The 22312-nt window shown below is 69.0% G+C and carries 16 protein-coding genes; 14 read left to right on the top strand and 2 right to left on the bottom strand.

Features of this window, described 5'->3' with window-relative positions; all coding sequences use genetic code 11:
• On the bottom strand, positions 1 to 810 hold an 810-nt coding region (locus tag FOE67_RS01625), incomplete at its 3' end, for a replication initiator (RefSeq protein WP_323384024.1).
• Positions 807 to 1262, bottom strand: coding sequence for a hypothetical protein (locus FOE67_RS01630; protein ID WP_182659933.1), 456 nt, complete (start codon positions 1260 to 1262; stop codon positions 807 to 809). The genes FOE67_RS01630 and FOE67_RS01625, both read right to left, overlap by 4 nt.
• Positions 1263 to 1438: 176 nt before the next feature.
• On the opposite strand from FOE67_RS01630, the gene FOE67_RS01635 reads away from it, so the two are divergent.
• From FOE67_RS01635 to tuf, 14 genes are all read left to right on the top strand, one after another.
• Complete coding sequence (locus tag FOE67_RS01635; protein WP_182659934.1) at positions 1439 to 2281, top strand: GntR family transcriptional regulator; 843 nt, start codon at positions 1439 to 1441, stop codon at positions 2279 to 2281.
• Positions 2278 to 2961 carry an HAD family hydrolase gene (locus FOE67_RS01640; RefSeq protein WP_182659935.1) on the top strand — a complete coding sequence of 228 codons (684 nt, stop codon included), beginning with the start codon at positions 2278 to 2280 and terminating at the stop codon, positions 2959 to 2961. The genes FOE67_RS01635 and FOE67_RS01640 overlap by 4 nt, the downstream gene beginning before the upstream one ends.
• 559 nt (positions 2962 to 3520) lie before the next feature.
• Complete coding sequence (locus FOE67_RS01645) at positions 3521 to 3868, top strand: hypothetical protein (protein WP_182659936.1); 348 nt, start codon at positions 3521 to 3523, stop codon at positions 3866 to 3868.
• 621 nt (positions 3869 to 4489) lie between these two features.
• Complete coding sequence (gene rplK / locus FOE67_RS01650; RefSeq protein ID WP_182659937.1) at positions 4490 to 4924, top strand: 50S ribosomal protein L11; 435 nt, start codon at positions 4490 to 4492, stop codon at positions 4922 to 4924.
• A gap of 133 nt (positions 4925 to 5057) precedes the next feature.
• Positions 5058 to 5777 carry a 50S ribosomal protein L1 gene (rplA, locus tag FOE67_RS01655; protein WP_182659938.1) on the top strand — a complete coding sequence of 240 codons (720 nt, stop codon included), beginning with the start codon at positions 5058 to 5060 and terminating at the stop codon, positions 5775 to 5777.
• 275 nt (positions 5778 to 6052) lie between these two features.
• Complete coding sequence (locus tag FOE67_RS01660; RefSeq protein WP_182659939.1) at positions 6053 to 6991, top strand: SCO4651 family lipoprotein; 939 nt, start codon at positions 6053 to 6055, stop codon at positions 6989 to 6991.
• Positions 6992 to 7398: 407 nt separating this feature from the next.
• Entirely contained in the window at positions 7399 to 7956 is a 558-nt protein-coding gene (gene rplJ, locus FOE67_RS01665; RefSeq protein WP_182659940.1) for a 50S ribosomal protein L10, read from the top strand.
• Positions 7957 to 8079: 123 nt separating this feature from the next.
• The gene (rplL, locus tag FOE67_RS01670; RefSeq protein ID WP_182659941.1) at positions 8080 to 8469 is read left to right on the top strand and encodes a 50S ribosomal protein L7/L12; all 390 of its coding nucleotides are present in this window, start codon (positions 8080 to 8082) and stop codon (positions 8467 to 8469) included.
• A 1174-nt stretch (positions 8470 to 9643) separates the two neighbouring features.
• On the top strand, positions 9644 to 13129 hold the full coding sequence (gene rpoB, locus FOE67_RS01675) for a DNA-directed RNA polymerase subunit beta (protein WP_182659942.1): 3486 nt from the start codon (positions 9644 to 9646) through the stop codon (positions 13127 to 13129).
• 106 nt (positions 13130 to 13235) lie between these two features.
• Positions 13236 to 17138, top strand: a complete 3903-nt coding sequence (locus FOE67_RS01680) for a DNA-directed RNA polymerase subunit beta' (RefSeq protein ID WP_182659943.1) — start codon at positions 13236 to 13238, stop codon at positions 17136 to 17138.
• Positions 17139 to 17741: 603 nt separating this feature from the next.
• Positions 17742 to 18113: a 30S ribosomal protein S12 gene (rpsL, locus tag FOE67_RS01685; protein ID WP_143616571.1), complete on the top strand. Its 372-nt coding sequence runs from the start codon at positions 17742 to 17744 to the stop codon at positions 18111 to 18113.
• A 3-nt stretch (positions 18114 to 18116) separates the two neighbouring features.
• Positions 18117 to 18587: a 30S ribosomal protein S7 gene (gene rpsG, locus FOE67_RS01690; protein WP_143616573.1), complete on the top strand. Its 471-nt coding sequence runs from the start codon at positions 18117 to 18119 to the stop codon at positions 18585 to 18587.
• A 38-nt stretch (positions 18588 to 18625) separates the two neighbouring features.
• Positions 18626 to 20746, top strand: a complete 2121-nt coding sequence (gene fusA / locus FOE67_RS01695) for an elongation factor G (protein WP_182659944.1) — start codon at positions 18626 to 18628, stop codon at positions 20744 to 20746.
• A 243-nt stretch (positions 20747 to 20989) separates the two neighbouring features.
• On the top strand, positions 20990 to 22183 hold the full coding sequence (gene tuf, locus FOE67_RS01700; protein WP_182659945.1) for an elongation factor Tu: 1194 nt from the start codon (positions 20990 to 20992) through the stop codon (positions 22181 to 22183).
• Positions 22184 to 22312: the final 129 nt, after the last annotated feature.

A 22312-nucleotide genomic window follows, 5' to 3' on the forward strand; every position in this document is an offset into this window, starting at 1 on the left:
GGCGGGGTGGGGGCCGGTGGCGGGAACGGTGATCTCCACCCGGCGGGCGGCGGCGGTGATGGCGTCGCCCAGGGCGTCGAGGGTCGCCCCTGCCGGGGGCGGGTCCCCGGGGCCGTTGGGGCCGTCGAGGCGGATGATGGCGTGGAAGTGGACCGCGCCGCGCCGCTGGTACTCGGCGACCTTGCCGTAGGAGAGGCGCAGCGTCTCGCGCAGGCGGGAGACGGGCACGGCCAGGCGCCGGGCCAGTTCGCGGCGCAGGTAGATGGTGAAGCGGCGCCACAGGTCCCCGGCGTGGTTGTTGAACAGCACCGCCGCCGCGTAGTCGTAACTCTCCGGGTTCAGGGGGGTGCCCAGTTCGGGGGCGTCGGCGTCGTGGGTTCGGCCGCAGCGGCAGCGCCCGGTGTCGGGGCGGTTGTGCACGGGGCCGAAGGAGGGCGCGGTCAGGGTGGCGAACACCTTGGGATGGGTGGCCACCGAGGCCGGGACGGCGCGGCGGTCGTCGCCGGTCAGTCCGGCGCGGATGAGGTGGAAGGTGTCTCCGGCGTAGGTCCAGGCGCAGGCCGGGCAGCGCGAGGCGCGGCGGTTGCCGCAGGCCACCCGCAGACGACCCCCCGGTTCGGCGGTGGTGGTGTAGCTGTGCAGGATCTCGCCGGTGACCGCGTCGCGGATGGTCGAGGACCCGGTCAGGTGGATGGGGCGGGCGCAGCCGCCGGTGCGGCGGATCTGTTCGGCCCAGCGCTGGAAGTCGGGGGAGGCGGCCACCCGCAGGGCATCGCCCAGCACCACCGGCGCCGGAAGGGTGCCGGTCATACCGCGACCTCGTCCATGTCATCGCCGAAGGCGACATAGACGGAGTGGTCGGCATCCCCGACCCATCCCGAGGACGGTTCGGGCAGCACCGCAACCAGCGAGGAGGACAGGTCCTCGACCAGCCGCAGCCGGGCGGAGTCGGGGAACATCCGGTGGTACGCGGCACGCTGGGAACCGGAGGCGGAACCGGCACGGCGGAGAGCGGCGAGGTGAGCGGCACGACGGCCCCCCTCCCGCAGATGCCGGTAGCCCAGCCGAGCGGCACCATGGCGCACCCAGCCGATCAGCACATCCGCCGACTCCCCGACCCCACCCGCGAAGTCCGTGGGAAGGTCCGACACGTACAGGGCCAGCACCCGCTCCCACGGGTGCAGCCGCTCCACGGCGAGCAGAGAACCGGTGGCCGGGGACTCGGCAGGGGCGAGAGGCGAAACCGTAAGCGTTCCAGGCATGATGGAACTCCCTTGAGAGAGGGACGGAGCGGCGCATCTACTTGGCGGTGGGGCGCCGCTCCATTGCGTTCCAAGAAGGCCGTTGGCCAACTTGACTATGTGAGTAACGTAGGCAGCTTGGTTAGCCAAGTCAACCCTCCTAGGCAACATGGTGTGGTCTGCGTACGATGTGAGCCATGAGCCTGGACCCCGACGACCCGCGTCCGCCCTACGCGCAGATCACCAACGCCCTGCGAGCAGCGATCCTCACGAAGAAGATCGGTCCGGGGGAGCAACTGCCCTCACAGACCGAGCTGACCAAGCGGTACAGGGTGTCCCGGGCGACAGTGCAGCGAGCCCTGCGTGACCTCCAGGACGAAGGGCTCATCGTGTCCCGGCAGGGCAGCGGAGCCTACGTCCGCAGCCGGACCGAGCGGCCGATGGAACTGCGTCCCCACATTGAGCAGGCGTTCGAGGCCGATGAGGTCACCATCGACTTCGCCGGGTTCTCCGGGGAGACGCTGTACGGAGCGATTCGGGAGCCGGTTGATCGCATCCGGGCGGGCAGGCTCAGGCCCCAGAGCATCCACGTCCGCATCCTGGTCCCCGATACCAGGAAGCCCCAGGCACTCCCGACCCCGCTGGAGGCGGAGGGGGCAACCGATGATGTTCGAGCCCGAGCGCACGAGATCATGCGTCGCAACACCCGGGGCATCACCGACTCCCTTGGCGAGCTGGAGACGCTGGGGCTGATCGACAAGGCGCAGGTGTCGGTGCGGGTGCACGGGTCCACCCCGGCATTCAAGCTTTACCTGATCAACCGGCGTGAGGCGTTCTTCGGGTTCTACCCGGTGACACCGAACACGGTGCCCGTCAATGGCACCCCGACGAAGATCCTTGACGTGATGGGGCTCGACACGGTGCTGTTCCCCTACTTCCAGAGTGAGAACCCCGGCCGCAGCGACGCCGTGTGGATCGAGCAGGGGCAGATGTGGTTCGACAGCATGTGGCAGCACCTCGGCGAGGACTACACGCCATGAGGCCGACCGACGAGGCGTTGAAGATCCTCGAAGACTGCCGAGCCGTGCTGTGGGACTTCGACGGTCCGATCTGCGATGTGTTCGCGGGACTGCCAGCAGCCGGAATCGCCGGCCATCTCCGGGAGACGGTCACCCGGGAGTACGGCACCGGAGAGGCCCGACGCCTGCACCAGGGTGATGACCCGCTGGAGGTGGTTCGTCGGGCGAACCTGGAAGGGCTGGAGTGCGCGGCCCGGGTCGCGGGCCTCCTGGAGGAGCAGGAGGGCCGGGCGATCGGTGACGCCGCTCCCACCCCCGGCGCCCATGAGGTCGTCGAGGTCTTCTACGCGGCAGGGAAACGGATGGCGGTCACGAGCAACAACGCCGCCGGGCCGATCAGCGCCTATCTCCGCGTCCACGGACTCACCGGATACTTCACAGCCGTCATCGGCCGGGAACGGGTGGAGGTCATGAAGCCCGATCCTCACATCCTGCTGTGCGCCTTGGAGCAGCTCGGGATTTCCGTGACGGACGCGGTACTCATCGGTGATTCGACCAGCGACATGCAAGCCGCACGAGCAGCCGGAACCCGTGCCATCGGCTACGCCAACCGTCCGCAGAAGGCTGACCACCTGGAAGCCGCAGGCGCGGACACCATCGTGACCACCATGCGAGAACTCATCCCCAGCCGCATGGCCTGAACAGCCGAGAGAAGCACCGGGCTCCATTGCCCATCGGGTGTTACAAGTTTCTCTACGTCATCAAGGCGGCTCGCTCCCGCTCGCCGCGCGCGGCCCGGCTCCCCGCCCGGGCCGCCGCTCCTGTCTTCGCCCCGCTCCGGCCCGGCGGTCGCCGACCGCGCACCAGGCGCAAGGGGAGCGGCAACCATGGTCGGCCTACGTGACACACGCCCACCCGAGTGCGGGCACGTCCAACACCTCGATGAAGGGCTGGCTACGGGGGAGGGGGTCTTGTGGTCGATCATGTCGCCGGTCGCGAAGCCATTCGCGGGGCCGAGCCCGGCGCCATCCGGGCGCAGGGACCACAGCGCCACCAGGGACGACAGGCGCTCGGCGGTTGACGTAGCGCGCAGCTGCTGCCGCTCCCCTGCTCAAGGCCGCCCCGAACGGCCGGGCACCGTCGTGATAGCCATTCACGGCGACGAGGCAAGACCTTGAGGGCTCTAAGCCGGGGGTCCCCTCTCACTTCCCGCCCACTTCCTTCGAAACCGCCCCGTCGACCTCTCTCCTAGATGTGCCGATGCTTTTCATCAAGATCGCGGAGAAGGCCCGGAGCATCGTGAGCAGCCGCACGAGCACCCTTCTGAGCAGCCTTGAGGCGTCTTCTCCAGAACAGGCGTGCACGTTGGGGGTGCCAGAGGACGTAGTGAACTACTTCAGTGGCCCCATTGAGTCCCTCGGCGTACCTCCGCTCTATCCCTCCACCAAATTCAGGGCTGGGGAATTCTTCGTAGCTGCGTCGGCTTTGCAGGTAGAAAGCCACCCGAGTCTTCACGTACCAATCGGAGACCTCACGCGGGACTTCGGCGATCATGGCTGCAGACTCGAAGGCATGAATAGCCTTACGAAGGCGACGCCATTCTTTTGAGTCGCCTTTGTACCAAACCGCCTCGTCCAAGCTCGTCATGGCGTTCCGAGCAGTGGCACGGGCCTGACGACGTTCCGGTCCGGCACTCACATATTGAGCTACCACCGCTCCGACGCTTCCTGCCCCGAGGAGCTGCAGGAGTCCTACAAGATCAACCACACAAGGACCGTAGCAGCGGCGGGTACGGAGTTGCAGGGCTTCTCCCATTCGGGCCGTGGACGGGCCGTACGAGGGCGGCCAACGGTGACAGATGACGACAACTGTCCGAGGGAAAACAGCAGGTGGAGGAGTCAGCCACCGGAAGCCCTGCAGGTGGCGAAACCGGTGCGCCACTTCCAGAAGAACTGACGCCCGCCGGGAGGGGCGCGCACGCCGCGGCCCCTTCCCCCGGGTCCCACGCGTTTCACCCGCCCGGGCGGGGTCCGGCCTCCGCCGGGCCCCGCCCGGCGGCGTTCGCGCCGGTCCTGGAGGGGGCCACCGGCCCCGGCCGGGGTCCGACCGCCCGGCGGCGGAGATTTCGCGCCCCGGGCCGTACCCGTTATCGTTGTGCGGTATGCCTCCGTGCGGGCGTTTTCCGCCGGCCGGGGGTTTCGACACTCCCACTAGGACCCGGAGACGAGCATGCCTCCCAAGAAGAAGAAGGTCGCGGGGCTGATCAAGCTCCAGATCCAGGCCGGCGCCGCCAACCCGGCCCCGCCGGTCGGCCCCGCGCTGGGTCAGCACGGCGTCAACATCATGGAGTTCTGCAAGGCCTACAACGCCGCGACCGAGTCGCAGCGCGGTTGGGTCATCCCGGTGGAGATCACGGTCTACGAGGACCGTTCCTTCACCTTCATCACCAAGACCCCGCCGGCCGCGAAGATGATCCTCAAGGCCGCGGGCGTGGAGAAGGGCTCCGGCGAGCCGCACAAGACCAAGGTCGCGAAGATCACCCGCGAGCAGGTCCGCGAGATCGCCACCACCAAGATGGAAGACCTCAACGCCAACGACCTGGACGCCGCGGAGAAGATCATCGCCGGCACCGCCCGTTCCATGGGCGTCACCGTCGAGGGCTGATCCCCGACACCCCCCGTGGGAGGGCTAGCGCGGCCCGTACCACGACTCCCCACGACCACACCGACCGGCGACGGTGCGACAGCGATCGCACCCGTGACCCCCACACCGGGCGCCGGAACACAGAGGAGCGAAAGTGAAGCGCAGCAAGGCCCATCGCAGCGCCCAGGACCGGATCGACCGCACGCGTCTCTACGCGCCGCTCGAGGCCGTCCGGCTCGCGAAGGAGACCGCCTCCAACAAGTTCGACGCCACCGTCGAGGTGGCCCTGCGGCTGGGTGTCGACCCCCGCAAGGCCGACCAGATGGTGCGCGGCACCGTGAACCTCCCGCACGGCACCGGCAAGACCGCCCGGGTCCTGGTCTTCGCCACCGGTGACCGTGCCGAGGCCGCGCGTGCCGCGGGCGCCGACATCGTCGGCGCCGACGAACTGATCGAGGAGGTGGCCGGCGGCCGTCTCGACTTCGACGCGGTCGTCGCGACCCCGGACCTCATGGGCAAGGTCGGCCGTCTGGGCCGCGTGCTCGGTCCGCGTGGTCTGATGCCGAACCCGAAGACCGGCACCGTCACCCCCGACGTGGCCAAGGCCGTCACCGAGATCAAGGGCGGCAAGATCGAGTTCCGCGTGGACAAGCACGCGAACCTCCACTTCATCATCGGCAAGGTCTCCTTCGACGAGACCAAGCTGGTGGAGAACTACGCCGCGGCGCTGGAGGAGATCAACCGGCTGAAGCCGTCGGCCGCCAAGGGTCGGTACATCCGCAAGGCGACCCTGACCACCACCATGGGCCCCGGCATCCCGCTGGACGGCAACCGCACCCGCAACCTCCTGGCCGAGGAGCCGGTGGCGGTCTGACCCCCGGCGCCGCCGTGCCCGCCCCGTCCGCCCCCGGCGGCGGGGGCGGACGCGGCAAGGGCACGGTTTTCTCACGTCCGTCCCCGTTCTGCCACAGAACGGGGACGGACGTTTTTTCGTGTCGGACCCCCGGGATACCGTCGTTGAACCTCACCGCTTCCGGGGGTGACGCAGCGCCGGCACGCCCGGGCGCCGGCGCCGCCCGGTGGAACGGCGGAGGTATGCGGGCGCGGAGGTGCCGTGCCCGACGGACAACCCCCGGGGGAGTTTCGATCATGCGCATTGTTCGCAAGGCGGCCCTGTGCGCCGCGACCGTCGGTCTGGTGGCCGTCACCGCGGCCTGCGGTGGCGATGAGGGCAAGGACGCCGCGGACCGCGCGGACAAGGCGGCGGCCGAGGGCACCGAGGAGGGATCGGACGACGCCGCCTCCGGTTCCCGCTCGGCCATCTTCGAGGCCCTGCAGGCCTCCGCGCAGCAGGCCTCCGAGGCGGAGACCGTGGCCTTCGAGACCACCATGACGATGTCCGATGGCACCGAGGAATTCGCCATGGCGCTGACCGGTGTCATGGGGTGGAACCCGGTGGCCATGGACGTGTCCATGGACATGGGCGAGCTGGGCGCGCTGATGGGCCAGGACGAGGGCGCCACCATGGACATACGGTGGCTGGACAACATCCTGTACATGGGTGGCCCGATGTTCGACGCCGAGTTGGGCGGCGCGTCCTGGGTCAAGCTGGACCTGGAGGCCGCCGCCGCCGAGAGCAACGACCCCGAACTCGCGCAGGCGCTCGCCCAGTTCGACCAGATCGAGCGGATGGCGCAGAGCCCCGCGGACCAGATGGGTCTGCTGCTCCAGGCGCCGTCCCTGGAGAGCAGGGGCACCGAGCAGATCGAGGGCGTCACCGCCGAGCGGTACTCCGGCACCCTGACGATGGACGAGCTGCTGGAGGCCGACCCCTCCACCGGCGTCCTCACCGAGGAGGAGCTGGAGGAGATGCGGGCCGACCTGGTCGCCTCCGGCGCCGAGACGGTGGACCTGGACATCTGGGTGGACGAGAACAACTACCCGGTCCGGATCGACATGGAGATGCTCGTGGAGGGCATGAACGTCCTCAACTCCACCGTCTACAAGGACTACGGCGTGGCGCTGGACTTCGACCACCCGGCCGCGACGGACGTCGTGGACATGGCCGAGGTGTCCGGCGGCTACTGAGCCGAACGGTCCGGCGCGCCCGTCGCGCCGATGCGCTCGCACCACCGTCCGGGGGCGGGAGGACATCGGTTCTCCCGCCCCCGGGCGCGTTCGCGCACGGTCCGGGGCGGCGCCCCCGGCCGCGCCCCGCTCCCGCGCCGGGTCCGATTTGCCGTGACGCGCCCGGCTCCCGTACGCTTCCCCCGAAGCCAGAGACCGCTGGTTGCCGTCGGGCCCGTCCCGTCGGCCGAAGGATCCGCTCACGCGGACGACCCGCGCAGGTGACCGAGGACGGCATGTGGCCGCGCCCCCCGTACGGGAGGCGAAGGGCCCGCCGAAGCCCCGTGCGCCCGCGCCGGGGCTTTTTCGCGTGACGCGCCGATCTCCTTCCGTGCGGTCCCGACAACCCGGAAGGAGGGCAGAGGTTCATGGCAAGCCCCGACAAGATCGCGGCCGTCGCGGAGATCAAGGAGAAGTTCGAGAACTCCAACGGCGCCGTCGTGACCGCGTACACCGGACTCTCCGTGGCGCAGCTGAAGAACCTGCGCCGGGCACTCGGCGAGAACGCCCAGTACCGCGTCGCGAAGAACACGCTGACCAAGATCGCCGCGAACCAGGCCGGCATCGGCCAGCTCGACGAGTTCCTCAAGGGCTCGACCGCGGTGGCCTTCCTCACCGGTGACCCGGTGGAGGCCGCCAAGGGGCTGCGCGACTTCGCCAAGGAGAACGACGCCCTCGTCATCAAGGGTGGCGTCCTCGACGGCAAGGCGCTCAGCGCCGAGGAGATCAACAAGCTTGCGGACCTCGAGTCCCGCGAGGTGCTGCTGGCCAAGCTCGCCGGCGGCATGAAGGCGTCCATGGCGAAGGCCGCGGCCACCTTCCAGGCCCCGCTGTCGAAGTTCGTCCGCACCGCGGACGCGCTGCGCGGCAAGGTCGAGAGCGAGCAGGGCGGTGCCGGTACGCCGGCTCCCGCCGAGGCCGAGTGACACCCGCCACCGGCGGGAGCTGAACCGGCCCGGCGGGCGCAGACCCGCCGACAAACCACCCGGTGCCACCGGAACCCTCCCCGAGGGCCTGGCACCGCCCCATCGATTGGAAGGAGCGCCATCATGGCGAAGCTGTCCCAGGACGAGCTGCTCGAGCAGTTCAGCGAGATGACCCTCATCGAGCTCTCCGAGTTCGTGAAGGCCTTCGAGGAGAAGTTCGACGTCGAGGCCGCCGCCCCGGTCGCCGTCGCCGCCGCCGGTGGTGCCGCCGCCGGTGCCCCGGCCGAGGCCGAGGCCGAGAAGGACGAGTTCGACGTCATCCTCGCCGGCGCGGGCGCCAAGAAGATCCAGGTCATCAAGGTCGTGCGCGAGCTGACCTCCCTGGGTCTGAAGGAGGCCAAGGAGCTGGTCGACGGTGCGCCGAAGCCGGTTCTGGAGAAGGTCGACAAGGCCGCCGCGGACAAGGCGAAGGAGGCCCTCGAGGGCGCCGGCGCCTCCGTCGAGGTCAAGTGATCGCGGCGGACCACCGGTCCGCTGTTCCCACTCGCGAACGGTCGGTCGCGGGTCGCCCCTCGGGCGTCCCGGGCCGGCCGTTCGGCGTTTTCGGGGTCCCGTGGGGTCCCGCCGTCGCGTGAGACCCCGGAAAGGGCTTTCCGCGGCCCCCGGTGGCCCGCACCGGTGTTCGATGGGGTCTTCGGTGGAGGGAAAGGCGGAGGACTCGCCGGCGCCTCTCCCACGGCCTTCCGGCGGCCTTTCCGAAGGCCCCTCCCGCGATCTTCTCCGCAGTCCCTTCCGCCTCCTTCCCCCGGCCCTCCGGGAAACGTGGTCCCCCGCCCCGTCCGCGGGGCGGGCGGACCGGCTCACCCCGGGTCGGGATGCGTGTCGCCCCCGATCGGGTGAACGCCGCTCGGGTGATCCGCGGGCCGCGCACCGGGCCGACCCCTGCGCACCGACGGCGCGGTCGTTCGCGCCCCCCGGGAGGACCGGTAGGGTGATCTTCGGGGCGTCCCGTTCGGCGCGTTCCCGCCCGCCCGTCGGGCCGACCGACCCGCCGCCGCCGCGGGCCGGCCCTTGACGAACGGCGGGGGGCACGGGATTCTCGGGACGCGGATGGCGCCGACCGGCCGGGACGGCCCCGTCGGCGAATCGGTTTCCCCTCCGATGCATGAATCGCGGCCGAAGCGGGAAACCATGCCGCAGGCAGGATCGAGGCGGCCCCCGGGGACGGGCGTCGCGGTGTGACGGAAGTGACGGAGCCCTCTCCGACGACCGAGGCGGTCGGGGTGGGTGAGGCGGTCGGGCGCCGGGTCGGTTCGGACCCCGGTTCCGGGCCGTGACGGCGTACGGCGCGTAGGGTGGACCCCGATCGGTCCGCCCGATGGTCGGTGTCCGGGGTGACCGAGGTACCCCGGGTGCCCGCGTCGGCTCCCGCGTCGAGGGCGGGAGCGGGGCCGCGATCCCCGTACGGGGGCGTTCCACCCCGGTGGGAGGCCGCGCCGGGCGGGGTCCGGGAGGGCCGACCGGAGGGATTTCCGGGGACGGTCCGGGCATTCCCGTGAAGCGGTGTGGACATCGGCGTGTCCCGTGGCTACACTGTCTCTTTGCGCTGCCTATTCACTGCTCCCTGTCCGTCACCAGGGGGACCGGCACGCGCGCAGAGAGTCCGAGCCCTCGGAAGGACCCCCTCTTGGCCGCCTCGCGCACCGCCTCGACCGAACACCCGAACAACGGCGCCGGCACCGCTCCGCTGCGCGTCTCCTTCGCGAAGATCCGTGAGCCCCTGGAGGTTCCGAATCTTCTCGCGCTGCAAACCGAGAGCTTCGACTGGCTGCTCGGCAACGATGCCTGGAAGGCCCGCGTCGAGGCCGCGCTGGAGAGCGGACACGACGTTCCCACGAAGTCCGGCCTGGAGGAGATCTTCGAGGAGATCTCCCCGATCGAGGACTTCTCCGGCTCCATGTCGCTGACCTTCCGCGACCACCGCTTCGAGCCGCCGAAGAACTCCATCGACGAGTGCAAGGAGCGCGACTTCACCTACGCCGCGCCGCTCTTCGTCACCGCCGAGTTCACCAACAACGAGACCGGCGAGATCAAGTCCCAGACGGTCTTCATGGGCGACTTCCCGCTCATGACCGACAAGGGCACCTTCGTCATCAACGGCACCGAGCGCGTCGTGGTGTCGCAGCTGGTCCGTTCGCCGGGTGTCTACTTCGACAGCTCCGTCGACAAGACCTCCGACAAGGACCTGTTCTCCGCCAAGATCATCCCCTCCCGCGGCGCGTGGCTGGAGATGGAGATCGACAAGCGCGACATGGTCGGCGTGCGCGTCGACCGCAAGCGCAAGCAGTCGGTCACCGTGCTGCTCAAGGCGCTGGGCTGGACCTCCGAGCAGATCCTGGAGGAGTTCGGCGAGTACGAGTCGATGCGCGCCACCCTGGAGAAGGACCACACCCAGGGTCAGGACGACGCGCTGCTCGACATCTACCGCAAGCTGCGTCCGGGCGAGCCGCCGACCCGTGAGGCCGCCCAGACCCTGCTGGAGAACCTCTACTTCAACCCCAAGCGCTACGACCTCGCCAAGGTCGGCCGCTACAAGATCAACCGCAAGCTCGGGGGCAACGAGCCGCTGGACTCCGGCGTGCTCACCATCGAGGACGTCGTCGCCACCATCAAGTACCTGGTGCGCCTGCACGCCGGTGAGACCGAGGCGGTCACCTCCGAGGGCCAGACGATCGTCGTCGAGACCGACGACATCGACCACTTCGGCAACCGGCGCCTGCGCAACGTCGGCGAGCTGATCCAGAACCAGGTCCGCACCGGTCTGGCCCGCATGGAGCGGGTCGTCCGCGAGCGCATGACCACCCAGGACGTCGAGGCGATCACGCCGCAGACCCTGATCAACATCCGGCCGGTCGTCGCCTCCATCAAGGAGTTCTTCGGCACCAGCCAGCTGTCGCAGTTCATGGACCAGACCAACCCGCTCTCCGGGCTGACCCACAAGCGCCGCCTCTCGGCGCTGGGTCCCGGCGGCCTCAGCCGCGAGCGGGCCGGCCTGGAGGTCCGTGACGTGCACCCCTCGCACTACGGCCGGATGTGCCCGATCGAGACCCCCGAGGGTCCGAACATCGGTCTGATCGGCTCGCTCGCCGCCTTCGGCCGGGTCAACGCCTTCGGTTTCGTGGAGACCCCCTACCGCCGGGTCGTCGACGGCGTGGTCACCGACGAGGTGCACTACCTGACCGCCGACGAGGAGGACCGCTTCGTCATCGCCCAGGCCAACGCCAAGCTGGGCGAGGACCTCCGGTTCGTGGAGAACCGCGTGCTGGTGCGCCGGCGCGGCGGCGAGATCGACTACGTCACCGGTGACGACGTCGACTACATGGACGTCTCCCCGCGCCAGATGGTGTCGGTGGCCACCGCCATGATCCCGTTCCTGGAGCACGACGACGCCAACCGCGCGCTCATGGGCTCGAACATGATGCGCCAGGCCGTGCCGCTGCTGAAGGCGGAGGCCCCGCTGGTCGGCACCGGCATGGAGTACCGCGCCGCGACCGACGCCGGTGACGTCATCAAGGCCGAGCAGGACGGCGTGGTCACCGAGGTCTCGGCCGACTACGTCTCCCTGCGCTACGCCGACGGCAGCAATGTCACGCACCGCCTGTCGAAGTTCCACCGCTCCAACCAGGGCACCTCCTTCAACCAGAAGGTGCGGGTGAGCGAGGACCAGGAGGTCGTGGCCGGCCAGGTGATCGCCGACGGTCCCTCGACCGAGCGCGGCGAGCTGGCGCTGGGCAAGAACCTGCTGGTGGCCTTCATGTCGTGGGAGGGCTACAACTACGAGGACGCGATCATCCTCTCGCAGCGGCTGGTGCAGGACGACGTCCTGTCCTCCATCCACATCGACGAGCACGAGGTCGACGCCCGCGACACCAAGCTGGGCCCCGAGGAGATCACCCGGGACATCCCGAACGTCTCCGAGGAGGTGCTGGCCGACCTCGACGACCGCGGCATCGTCCGCATCGGTGCCGAGGTGACCGCCGGTGACATCCTGGTCGGCAAGGTCACCCCCAAGGGTGAGACCGAGCTGACCCCGGAGGAGCGGCTGCTGCGCGCGATCTTCGGCGAGAAGGCCCGCGAGGTCCGCGACACCTCCCTGAAGGTCCCGCACGGCGAGTCCGGCACCGTCATCGGTGTCCGGGTCTTCGACCGCGAGGAGGGCGACGAGCTGCCGCCGGGCGTGAACCAGCTGGTCCGCGTCTACGTGGCGAAGAAGCGCAAGATCACCGACGGTGACAAGCTCGCGGGCCGGCACGGCAACAAGGGCGTCATCTCGAAGATCCTGCCCGTGGAGGACATGCCGTTCCTGGAGGACGGCACCCCCGTGGACGTCATCCTCAACCCGCTGGGCGTTCCCTCCCGGATGAACCCCGGTCAGGTCCTGGAGATCCACCTCGGGTGGCTCGCCTCCCAGGGCTGGAAGGTCGAGGGCGACACCGAGGAGTGGCAGCGCCGGCTCGCGGCGATCGGCGCCGACGACGTGGCGCCGCGCACCAACGTCGCCACCCCGGTGTTCGACGGGGCGCGCGAGGACGAGCTGGTCGGTCTCTTCGAGAGCGCCCTGCCCAACCGGGACGGCGACCGCATGGTCATGCCCACCGGCAAGGCCAACCTGTTCGACGGCCGCTCCGGTGAGCCGTTCCCCGCGCCGATCTCCATCGGCTACATGTACATCCTCAAGCTCCACCACCTCGTGGACGACAAGCTGCACGCCCGGTCCACCGGTCCGTACTCGATGATCACCCAGCAGCCGCTGGGCGGTAAGGCGCAGTTCGGTGGCCAGCGGTTCGGCGAGATGGAGGTGTGGGCGCTGGAGGCGTACGGCGCCGCCTACGCCCTCCAGGAGCTGCTGACCATCAAGTCCGACGACGTGACCGGCCGCGTGAAGGTCTACGAGGCCATCGTCAAGGGCGAGAACATCCCCGAGCCGGGCATCCCCGAGTCCTTCAAGGTCCTCATCAAGGAGATGCAGTCGCTCTGCCTCAACGTGGAGGTGCTGTCCAGCGACGGCATGTCCATCGAGATGCGCGACACCGACGAGGACGTCTTCCGCGCGGCGGAGGAACTCGGTATCGACCTGTCCCGGCGCGAGCCGAGCAGCGTCGAAGAGGTCTGACGGGCCGGGCCGGGACGCGCGCCGAACGGGTGCGCGTCCCGGCCGTCCCCGGACCCCTCCTCAGACCACTTGACCGACACACCAACCCTGAGAGGGATTGACGAGAGTGCTCGACGTCAACTTCTTCGACGAACTCCGCATCGGCCTGGCCACCGCCGACGACATCCGCCAGTGGTCCCACGGCGAGGTCAAGAAGCCGGAGACGATCAACTACCGCACCCTGAAGCCGGAAAAGGACGGGCTCTTCTGCGAGAAGATCTTCGGCCCCACCCGGGACTGGGAGTGCTACTGCGGCAAGTACAAGCGCGTCCGCTTCAAGGGCATCATCTGTGAGCGCTGCGGCGTCGAGGTGACCCGCGCCAAGGTGCGCCGTGAGCGGATGGGCCACATCGAACTGGCCGCCCCGGTCACCCACATCTGGTACTTCAAGGGCGTGCCGTCCCGGCTGGGCTACCTGCTGGACCTCGCGCCGAAGGACCTGGAGAAGGTCATCTACTTCGCCGCGTACATGATCACGTACGTGGACGAGGAGCGCCGCACCCGCGACCTGCCCTCCCTGGAGGCGCACGTCTCCGTGGAGCGCCAGCAGATCGAGCAGCGCCGCGACGCCGACCTGGAGAACCGCGCCAAGAAGCTGGAGAACGACCTCGCCGAGCTGGAGGCGGAGGGCGCCAAGTCCGACGTCCGCCGCAAGGTCCGCGAGGGCGCCGAGCGCGAGATGAAGCAGCTGCGCGACCGCGCGCAGCGCGAGATCGACCGCCTCGACGAGGTGTGGAACCGCTTCAAGAACCTCAAGGTCCAGGACCTCGAGGGCGACGAGATGCTCTACCGGGAGCTGCGCGACCGGTTCGGCACCTACTTCGACGGCTCGATGGGCGCCGCCGCGCTGCAGAAGCGGCTGGAGACCTTCGACCTGGAGGAGGAGGCCGAGCGGCTGCGGGAGATCATCCGCACCGGCAAGGGCCAGAAGAAGACCCGTGCCCTCAAGCGGCTCAAGGTCGTCTCCGCGTTCCTGCAGACCTCCAACAGCCCCAAGGGCATGGTCCTGGACTGCGTCCCGGTCATCCCGCCGGACCTGCGTCCGATGGTGCAGCTGGACGGTGGCCGCTTCGCGACCTCCGACCTGAACGACCTGTACCGACGGGTCATCAACCGCAACAACCGCCTGAAGCGACTGCTGGACCTCGGCGCGCCCGAGATCATCGTGAACAACGAGAAGCGGATGCTCCAGGAGGCCGTCGACGCGCTGTTCGACAACGGCCGTCGCGGTCGGCCGGTGACCGGTCCGGGCAACCGGCCGCTGAAGTCGCTCTCCGACATGCTCAAGGGCAAGCAGGGCCGCTTCCGTCAGAACCTGCTGGGCAAGCGGGTGGACTACTCCGCCCGTTCGGTGATCGTCGTCGGTCCGCAGCTGAAGCTGCACCAGTGCGGTCTGCCCAAGGCGATGGCGCTGGAGCTGTTCAAGCCCTTCGTCATGAAGCGGCTGGTGGACCTCAACCACGCGCAGAACATCAAGTCCGCCAAGCGGATGGTCGAGCGCGGCCGCACGGTCGTGTACGACGTGCTGGAAGAGGTCATCGCCGAGCACCCCGTGCTGCTCAACCGGGCCCCCACCCTGCACCGTCTGGGCATCCAGGCGTTCGAGCCGCAGCTGGTCGAGGGCAAGGCGATCCAGATCCACCCGCTGGTCTGCACCGCCTTCAACGCCGACTTCGACGGCGACCAGATGGCCGTGCACCTGCCGCTGTCGGCGGAGGCGCAGGCCGAGGCCCGCATCCTCATGCTGTCCTCGAACAACATCCTCAAGCCGGCCGACGGCCGGCCGGTGACCATGCCCACCCAGGACATGGTGCTCGGGCTGTTCTTCCTGACCACCGACGCCGAGGGCCGCGAGGTCAAGGGCGCCGGTCGCTCCTTCTCCTCCACCGCCGAGGCCGTCATGGCCTTCGACGCGGGGGAGCTGTCCCTCCAGGCCGAGGTGGACATCCGCTTCCCGATCGGGACGGTGCCGCCGCGCGGCTGGACCCCGCCGGCCGCGGCGGAGGGCGAGGAGCAGGAGTGGCAGCCGGGTGACGCGTTCCGGCTGCGGACCACCCTGGGCCGCGCGCTCTTCAACGAGCTGCTCCCGGAGGACTACCCCTTCGTCGACCGCCCGGTCGGCAAGAAGCAGATCTCCGAGATCGTCAACGACCTGGCCGAGCGCTACCCGAAGATCGTGGTCGCGGCGACGCTGGACAACCTCAAGTCGGCCGGCTACCACTGGTCCACCCGTTCCGGGGTGACCGTGGCGGTCTCCGACATCGTGGTGCCCGAGGCGAAGAAGGACATCATCGCCTCCTACGAGGCGCAGGACGAGAAGGTCCAGAAGCAGTACGAGCGCGGTCTGATCACCAAGGACGAGCGCACCCAGGAGCTCATCGGCATCTGGACCAAGGCGACCAACGAGGTCGCGGAGGTCATGAGCGAGAACTTCCCGAAGACCAACTCCATCTTCATGATGGTGGACTCCGGGGCCCGCGGAAACATGATGCAGATGCGGCAGATCGCCGGTATGCGCGGTCTGGTGTCGAACGCCAAGAACGAGACCATCCCGCGTCCGATCAAGGCGTCCTTCCGCGAGGGCCTGTCCGTGCTGGAGTACTTCATCTCCACGCACGGCGCCCGGAAGGGTCTGGCGGACACCGCGCTGCGGACCGCCGACTCGGGTTACCTGACCCGGCGTCTGGTGGACGTCTCCCAGGACGTCATCATCCGCGAGGAGGACTGCGGCACCGAGCGCGGCCTGAAGCTGCCGATCGCCTCCCGGGGCGCCGACGGCGTGCTGCGCAAGGAGGAGAACGTCGAGTCCAGCGTCTACGCCCGGTGCCTCGCCGAGGACGTGGTCGTGGACGGCAAGGTGCTGGCCGGTGCCGGCACCGACCTGGGCGACGTGCTCATCGACGAGCTGGTCCGGCACGGCGTGGAGACGGTCAAGACCCGCTCCGTGCTGACCTGCGAGTCCGCCGTGGGCACCTGCGCGATGTGCTACGGCCGTTCGCTGGCCACCGGCAAGCTGGTGGACATCGGCGAGGCGGTCGGCATCATCGCCGCGCAGTCCATCGGTGAGCCCGGTACCCAGCTGACGATGCGGACCTTCCACACCGGTGGTGTGGCCGGTGACGACATCACCCAGGGTCTGCCGCGTGTGGTCGAGCTCTTCGAGGCCCGGCAGCCCAAGGGTGTCGCGCCGATCTCCGAGGTCGCCGGTCGGGCCCGGATCGAGGAGACCGAGAAGACCAAGAAGGTCGTCGTCACGCCGGACGACGGCACCGACGAGCAGGCGTACCCGGTCTCCAAGCGGGCCCGTCTGACCGTCGGCGAGGGCGACCGCGTCGAGGTGGGCCAGCCGCTCACCGTGGGTGCCACCAACCCGCACGACGTGCTGCGCATCCTCGGCCAGCGGGCCGTCCAGGTCTACCTGGTCAACGAGGTGCAGAAGGTCTACAACTCGCAGGGTGTGGCGATCCACGACAAGCACATCGAGATCATCGTGCGGCAGATGCTGCGCCGCGTGACGATCATCGAGTCCGGCGACGCGGAGCTGCTGCCGGGCGAGCTGGTGGAGCGCTCGAAGTTCGAGTCGGAGAACCGGCGCGTGGTCGCCGAGGGCGGGCACCCCGCCTCCGGTCGTCCGCAGCTGATGGGGATCACCAAGGCGTCGCTGGCCACCGAGTCGTGGCTGTCGGCGGCGTCCTTCCAGGAGACGACCCGGGTGCTCACCGACGCGGCGATCAACGCCAAGTCGGACTCCCTGATCGGCCTCAAGGAGAACGTGATCATCGGTAAGCTCATCCCGGCCGGCACGGGTCTGTCCCGGTACCGGAACATCCGGGTCGAGCCGACCGAGGAGGCGAAGGCCGCGATGTACTCGGCCGTCGGTTACGACGACATCGACTACTCGCCCTTCGGCTCCGGCTCCGGCCAGGCCGTGCCGCTGGAGGACTACGACTACGGCCCCTACCAGGGCTGAGACGTACGCCACGGTGGTGTCCGATCCCGTTCGGGTCGGACACCACCGGGCCGACCGCGAGGGCGGTGCTCCCGGGAACGGGGGCGCCGCCCTCGCGGCGTTCCCGCGGGTGGTCCCGGGCGTCCCCGGCGCCCCGTCCGCCCCGGGCGTCGCGCCCGGCCGGCTCGAATCCCCCGTTCGGGCCCCGGAGTCGGCGCGGAAGGCGTGAGCGTCCTTCCCCCGGGGTAGTGTCACGTGGAGCCCGCGCGGGCCCCGTCGTCGACCGTTCCCGGCCCCCGTCGTCCGGCCCGTCGGCCGCCTCCGGGCGCGCGCCGCCCCCCGGTTCCCGGCGGGGGATTCCCGGGGTCTCTTTCCGCGTGCCCGGTTGTTTTGACCCGGGCCGTTGCGCTCGGTACGCTCTGTCCTTGTGCCCGGGGTGTCCCCTGCGCGCGCCCGATCACCGGTCGATGGTTGATCCGATGAGGCGGTGCGGCCGCGGAGGGCTCCGGAACCTGCTTGTCGCCCCCACGGGGGGATCCGCAGTCTTCGACACGCCCGACCGCGTGGGTCGGATGCGTGGTCCGGGTTAGTTTCACCAGACGGCACACAGAAACCGGAGAAACCGTGCCAACGATCCAGCAGTTGGTCCGCAAGGGCCGGCAGGACAAGGCCGAGAAGAACAAGACGCTGGCGCTCGACGGTTCGCCGCAGCGCCGCGGCACCTGCACGCGTGTCTTCACGACCACCCCCAAGAAGCCGAACTCGGCCCTGCGCAAGGTGGCTCGTGTCCGCCTGACCAGCGGGATCGAGGTCACGGCCTACATTCCGGGCGAGGGCCACAACCTTCAGGAGCACTCCATCGTGCTCGTGCGCGGTGGCCGGGTCCGGGACCTCCCGGGTGTTCGCTACAAGATCATCCGCGGTTCCCTGGACACCCAGGGCGTCCGCAACCGCAAGCAGGCTCGCAGCCGCTACGGCGCCAAGAAGGAGAAGTAAGCCATGCCACGCAAGGGCCCCGCCCCGAAGCGTCCGGTGCACATCGACCCGGTCTACGGCTCTCCTCTGGTGACCTCGCTCATCAACAAGGTGCTGCTGCACGGCAAGCGTTCCACCGCCGAGCGCATCGTCTACGGCGCCCTGGAGGGCCTGCGGGAGAAGACCGGCAACGACCCGGTCGTCACCCTCAAGCGCGCGCTGGACAACGTCAAGCCGACCCTCGAGGTCCGCTCCCGTCGTGTCGGTGGCGCCACCTACCAGGTGCCGGTCGAGGTCCGTCCCGGCCGTTCCTCCACCCTCGCGCTGCGCTGGCTGGTCGGCTACTCCCGCGCCCGTCGCGAGAAGACCATGACCGAGCGCCTGATGAACGAGCTGCTGGACGCCTCCAACGGCCTCGGCGCCTCGGTCAAGAAGCGTGAGGACACGCACAAGATGGCCGAGTCCAACAAGGCCTTCGCGCACTACCGCTGGTAGTCGCCGGCCCCACGAGACCGAGAGAAGACTGAAGCCTCATGGCTACCACTTCGCTTGACCTGGCCAGGGTCCGCAACATCGGGATCATGGCCCACATCGACGCGGGCAAGACGACCACCACCGAGCGGATCCTGTACTACACGGGCGTCAGCTACAAGATCGGTGAGGTCCACGACGGCGCGGCGACGATGGACTGGATGGCGCAGGAGCAGGAGCGCGGCATCACCATCACCTCCGCCGCGACGACCTGTCACTGGCCGCTGGAGGACGTCGACCACACCATCAACATCATCGACACCCCCGGGCACGTCGACTTCACCGTCGAGGTGGAGCGGTCCCTGCGCGTGCTCGATGGTGCCGTGACGGTGTTCGACGGCGTGGCGGGTGTCGAGCCGCAGTCCGAGACCGTCTGGCGTCAGGCGGACCGGTACGGCGTGCCGCGCATCTGCTTCGTCAACAAGCTCGACCGCACCGGCGCGGACTTCCTGCGCTGCGTGAGCATGATCGTGGACCGGCTCAACGCCACCCCGCTGGTCATGCAGCTCCCGATCGGTGCCGAGGGCGGCTTCAAGGGCGTCATCGACCTGGTCCGGATGAAGGCCCTGGTCTGGTCCGAGGACACCAAGCTCGGTGAGATGTACGACATCGTCGACATCCCCGCCGACCTGCGGGAGCAGGCCGACGAGTACCGGGCCAAGCTGGTCGAGGGCGTCTCCGAGAACGACGACGAGATGATGGAGCTCTTCCTGGAGGGCGAGGAGCCCACCGAGGAGCAGCTCTACGCCGCCATTCGGCGCATCACCCTCGCCTCCACCGGTGCCGACGGCGCGACCATCACCCCGGTGTTCTGCGGCACCGCGTTCAAGAACAAGGGCGTGCAGCCCCTGCTCGACGCGGTCGTGCGGTACCTGCCCTCCCCGCTGGACGTCGAGGCCATCGAGGGCCAGGACGTCAAGGACAGCGAGAAGGTCATCGCCCGCAAGCCGTCCGAGGACGAGCCGATGTCCGCGCTCGCCTTCAAGATCATGAGCGACCCCCACCTGGGCAAGCTCACCTTCATCCGGGTCTACTCCGGCGTGCTGGAGTCCGGCACCCAGGTGCTGAACTCGGTGAAGGGCAAGAAGGAGCGGATCGGCAAGATCTACCGGATGCACGCCAACAAGCGTGAGGAGATCAGCCGCGTGGGTGCCGGCGACATCGTCGCCGTCATGGGTCTGAAGCAGACCACCACCGGTGAGACCCTCAGCGACTCGGCGAACCCGGTGATCCTCGAGTCGATGGAGTTCCCGAACCCCGTCATCGAGGTCGCGATCGAGCCCAAGTCCAAGGGCGACCAGGAGAAGTTGGGCGTCGCGATCCAGCGGCTGGCCGAGGAGGACCCGTCCTTCCAGGTCAAGACCGACGAGGAGACCGGCCAGACCATCATCTCCGGCATGGGTGAGCTCCACCTCGACGTCCTGGTCGACCGCATGAAGCGGGAGTTCAAGGTCGAGGCCAACGTCGGCAAGCCGCAGGTCGCCTACCGCGAGACCCTGCGTCGGGCCGTCGAGAAGATCGACTACACCCACAAGAAGCAGACCGGTGGTTCCGGTCAGTTCGCGAAGGTGCAGATCGCCCTGGAGCCCCTCGAGGGCGGCGGTTACGAGTTCGAGAACAAGGTCACCGGTGGCCGCATCCCCAAGGAGTACATCCCCTCGGTGGACGCCGGTTGCCAGGAGGCGATGGAGTTCGGCGTGCTCGCCGGCTACCCGCTGACCGGTGTGAAGGTGACCCTGCTCGACGGCGCGTACCACGACGTCGACTCCTCCGAGATGGCGTTCAAGATCGCCGGTTCCATGGTCTTCAAGGAGGCCGCCCGCAAGGCCAGCCCGGCCCTGCTGGAGCCGCTGATGGCGGTCGAGGTCACCACGCCCGAGGAGTACATGGGCGACGTGATCGGCGACATCAACTCCCGCCGGGGCCAGGTCCAGGCGATGGAGGACCGCAGTGGCGCCAAGGTCGTCAAGGCCCTGGTTCCGCTGTCGGAGATGTTCGGCTACGTGGGTGACCTGCGCAGCAAGACCTCCGGTCGCGCGAGCTACAGCATGCAGTTCGACTCCTACGGCGAGGTTCCCAAGAACGTCGCCGAGGAAATCATCGCGAAGGCCAAGGGCGAGTAATCCGGATCATCCGGAGTCACTCACCCATTAAGCTGGAGCAAAACGGCAAACGGGGGCGTTCCGCCCCGGTCGCCGGCCCCCTCGCGCGGGCCGGCGACCGGGGGCCCGCCCCCCACCGGCCGACCCGAAGCGAAACGGTCCAGGGTGTCCCCCGCGGGGTCCCGGCCGGTTCGGTACGACCACCTGCAACCCGCTCCGCGCCGTGCGGAGGGGCGTACAGCACCAGTCCACAGGAGGACCCCAGTGGCGAAGGCGAAGTTCGAGCGGACTAAGCCGCACGTCAACATCGGCACCATCGGTCACATCGACCACGGTAAGACCACCCTTACCGCGGCGATCACCAAGGTGCTGCACGACGCGCACCCCGACCTCAACGAGGTCTCGGCCTTCGAGAACATCGACAAGGCCCCCGAGGAGCGCCAGCGCGGTATCACCATCTCCATCGCGCACGTCGAGTACCAGACGGAGAGCCGTCACTACGCCCACGTCGACTGCCCGGGTCACGCGGACTACATCAAGAACATGATCACCGGTGCCGCCCAGATGGACGGTGCCATCCTCGTGGTCGCCGCCACCGACGGTCCGATGCCGCAGACCAAGGAGCACGTCCTCCTGGCCCGTCAGGTCGGCGTCCCCTACATCGTCGTCGCCCTGAACAAGGCCGACATGGTGGACGACGAGGAGATCATGGAGCTCGTCGAGCTCGAGGTCCGTGAGCTGCTCTCCGAGTACGAGTTCCCGGGCGACGACGTTCCGGTCGTCAAGGTCTCCGCGCTCAAGGCCCTCGAGGGTGACGAGGAGTGGGGCAAGAGCGTCCTCGAGCTGATGAAGGCCGTGGACGAGTCCATCCCGCAGCCCGAGCGCGACGTGGACAAGCCGTTCCTGATGCCGATCGAGGACGTCTTCACCATCACCGGTCGCGGTACGGTCGTCACCGGCCGTATCGAGCGCGGTGTCCTGAAGGTCAACGAGACCGTGGACATCATCGGTATCAAGGAGGAGAAGACCACCACCACGGTGACCGGGATCGAGATGTTCCGGAAGCTGCTGGACGAGGGTCAGGCCGGTGAGAACGTCGGTCTGCTGCTCCGCGGCATCAAGCGCGAGGACGTCGAGCGCGGCCAGGTCGTCATCAAGCCGGGCTCGGTCACCCCGCACATCGAGTTCGAGGCCCAGGCCTACATCCTGTCGAAGGACGAGGGTGGTCGCCACACCCCGTTCTTCAACAACTACCGTCCGCAGTTCTACTTCCGGACCACCGACGTGACCGGCGTGGTGCACCTCCCCGAGGGCACCGAGATGGTCATGCCGGGCGACAACACCGAAATGCGCGTGGAGCTGATCCAGCCCATCGCCATGGAGGAGGGCCTGAAGTTCGCCATCCGCGAGGGTGGCCGGACCGTGGGCGCCGGCCAGGTCACCAAGATCCTCAAGTGATCCACGGCTGACCGGCCGCTCCGCACCGGAGCGCCGCGCGAGCCCCCCGCACCGCCGATCCCGGCGGGGCGGGGGGCTCCGTCGTGTGCGGGGACCCTCCGGCGGGTGTCGGGCGGGGCGGGGCCACGG

The organism is Streptomyces calidiresistens, from assembly GCF_014141525.1.
Lineage (GTDB): Bacteria > Actinomycetota > Actinomycetes > Streptomycetales > Streptomycetaceae > Streptomyces > Streptomyces calidiresistens.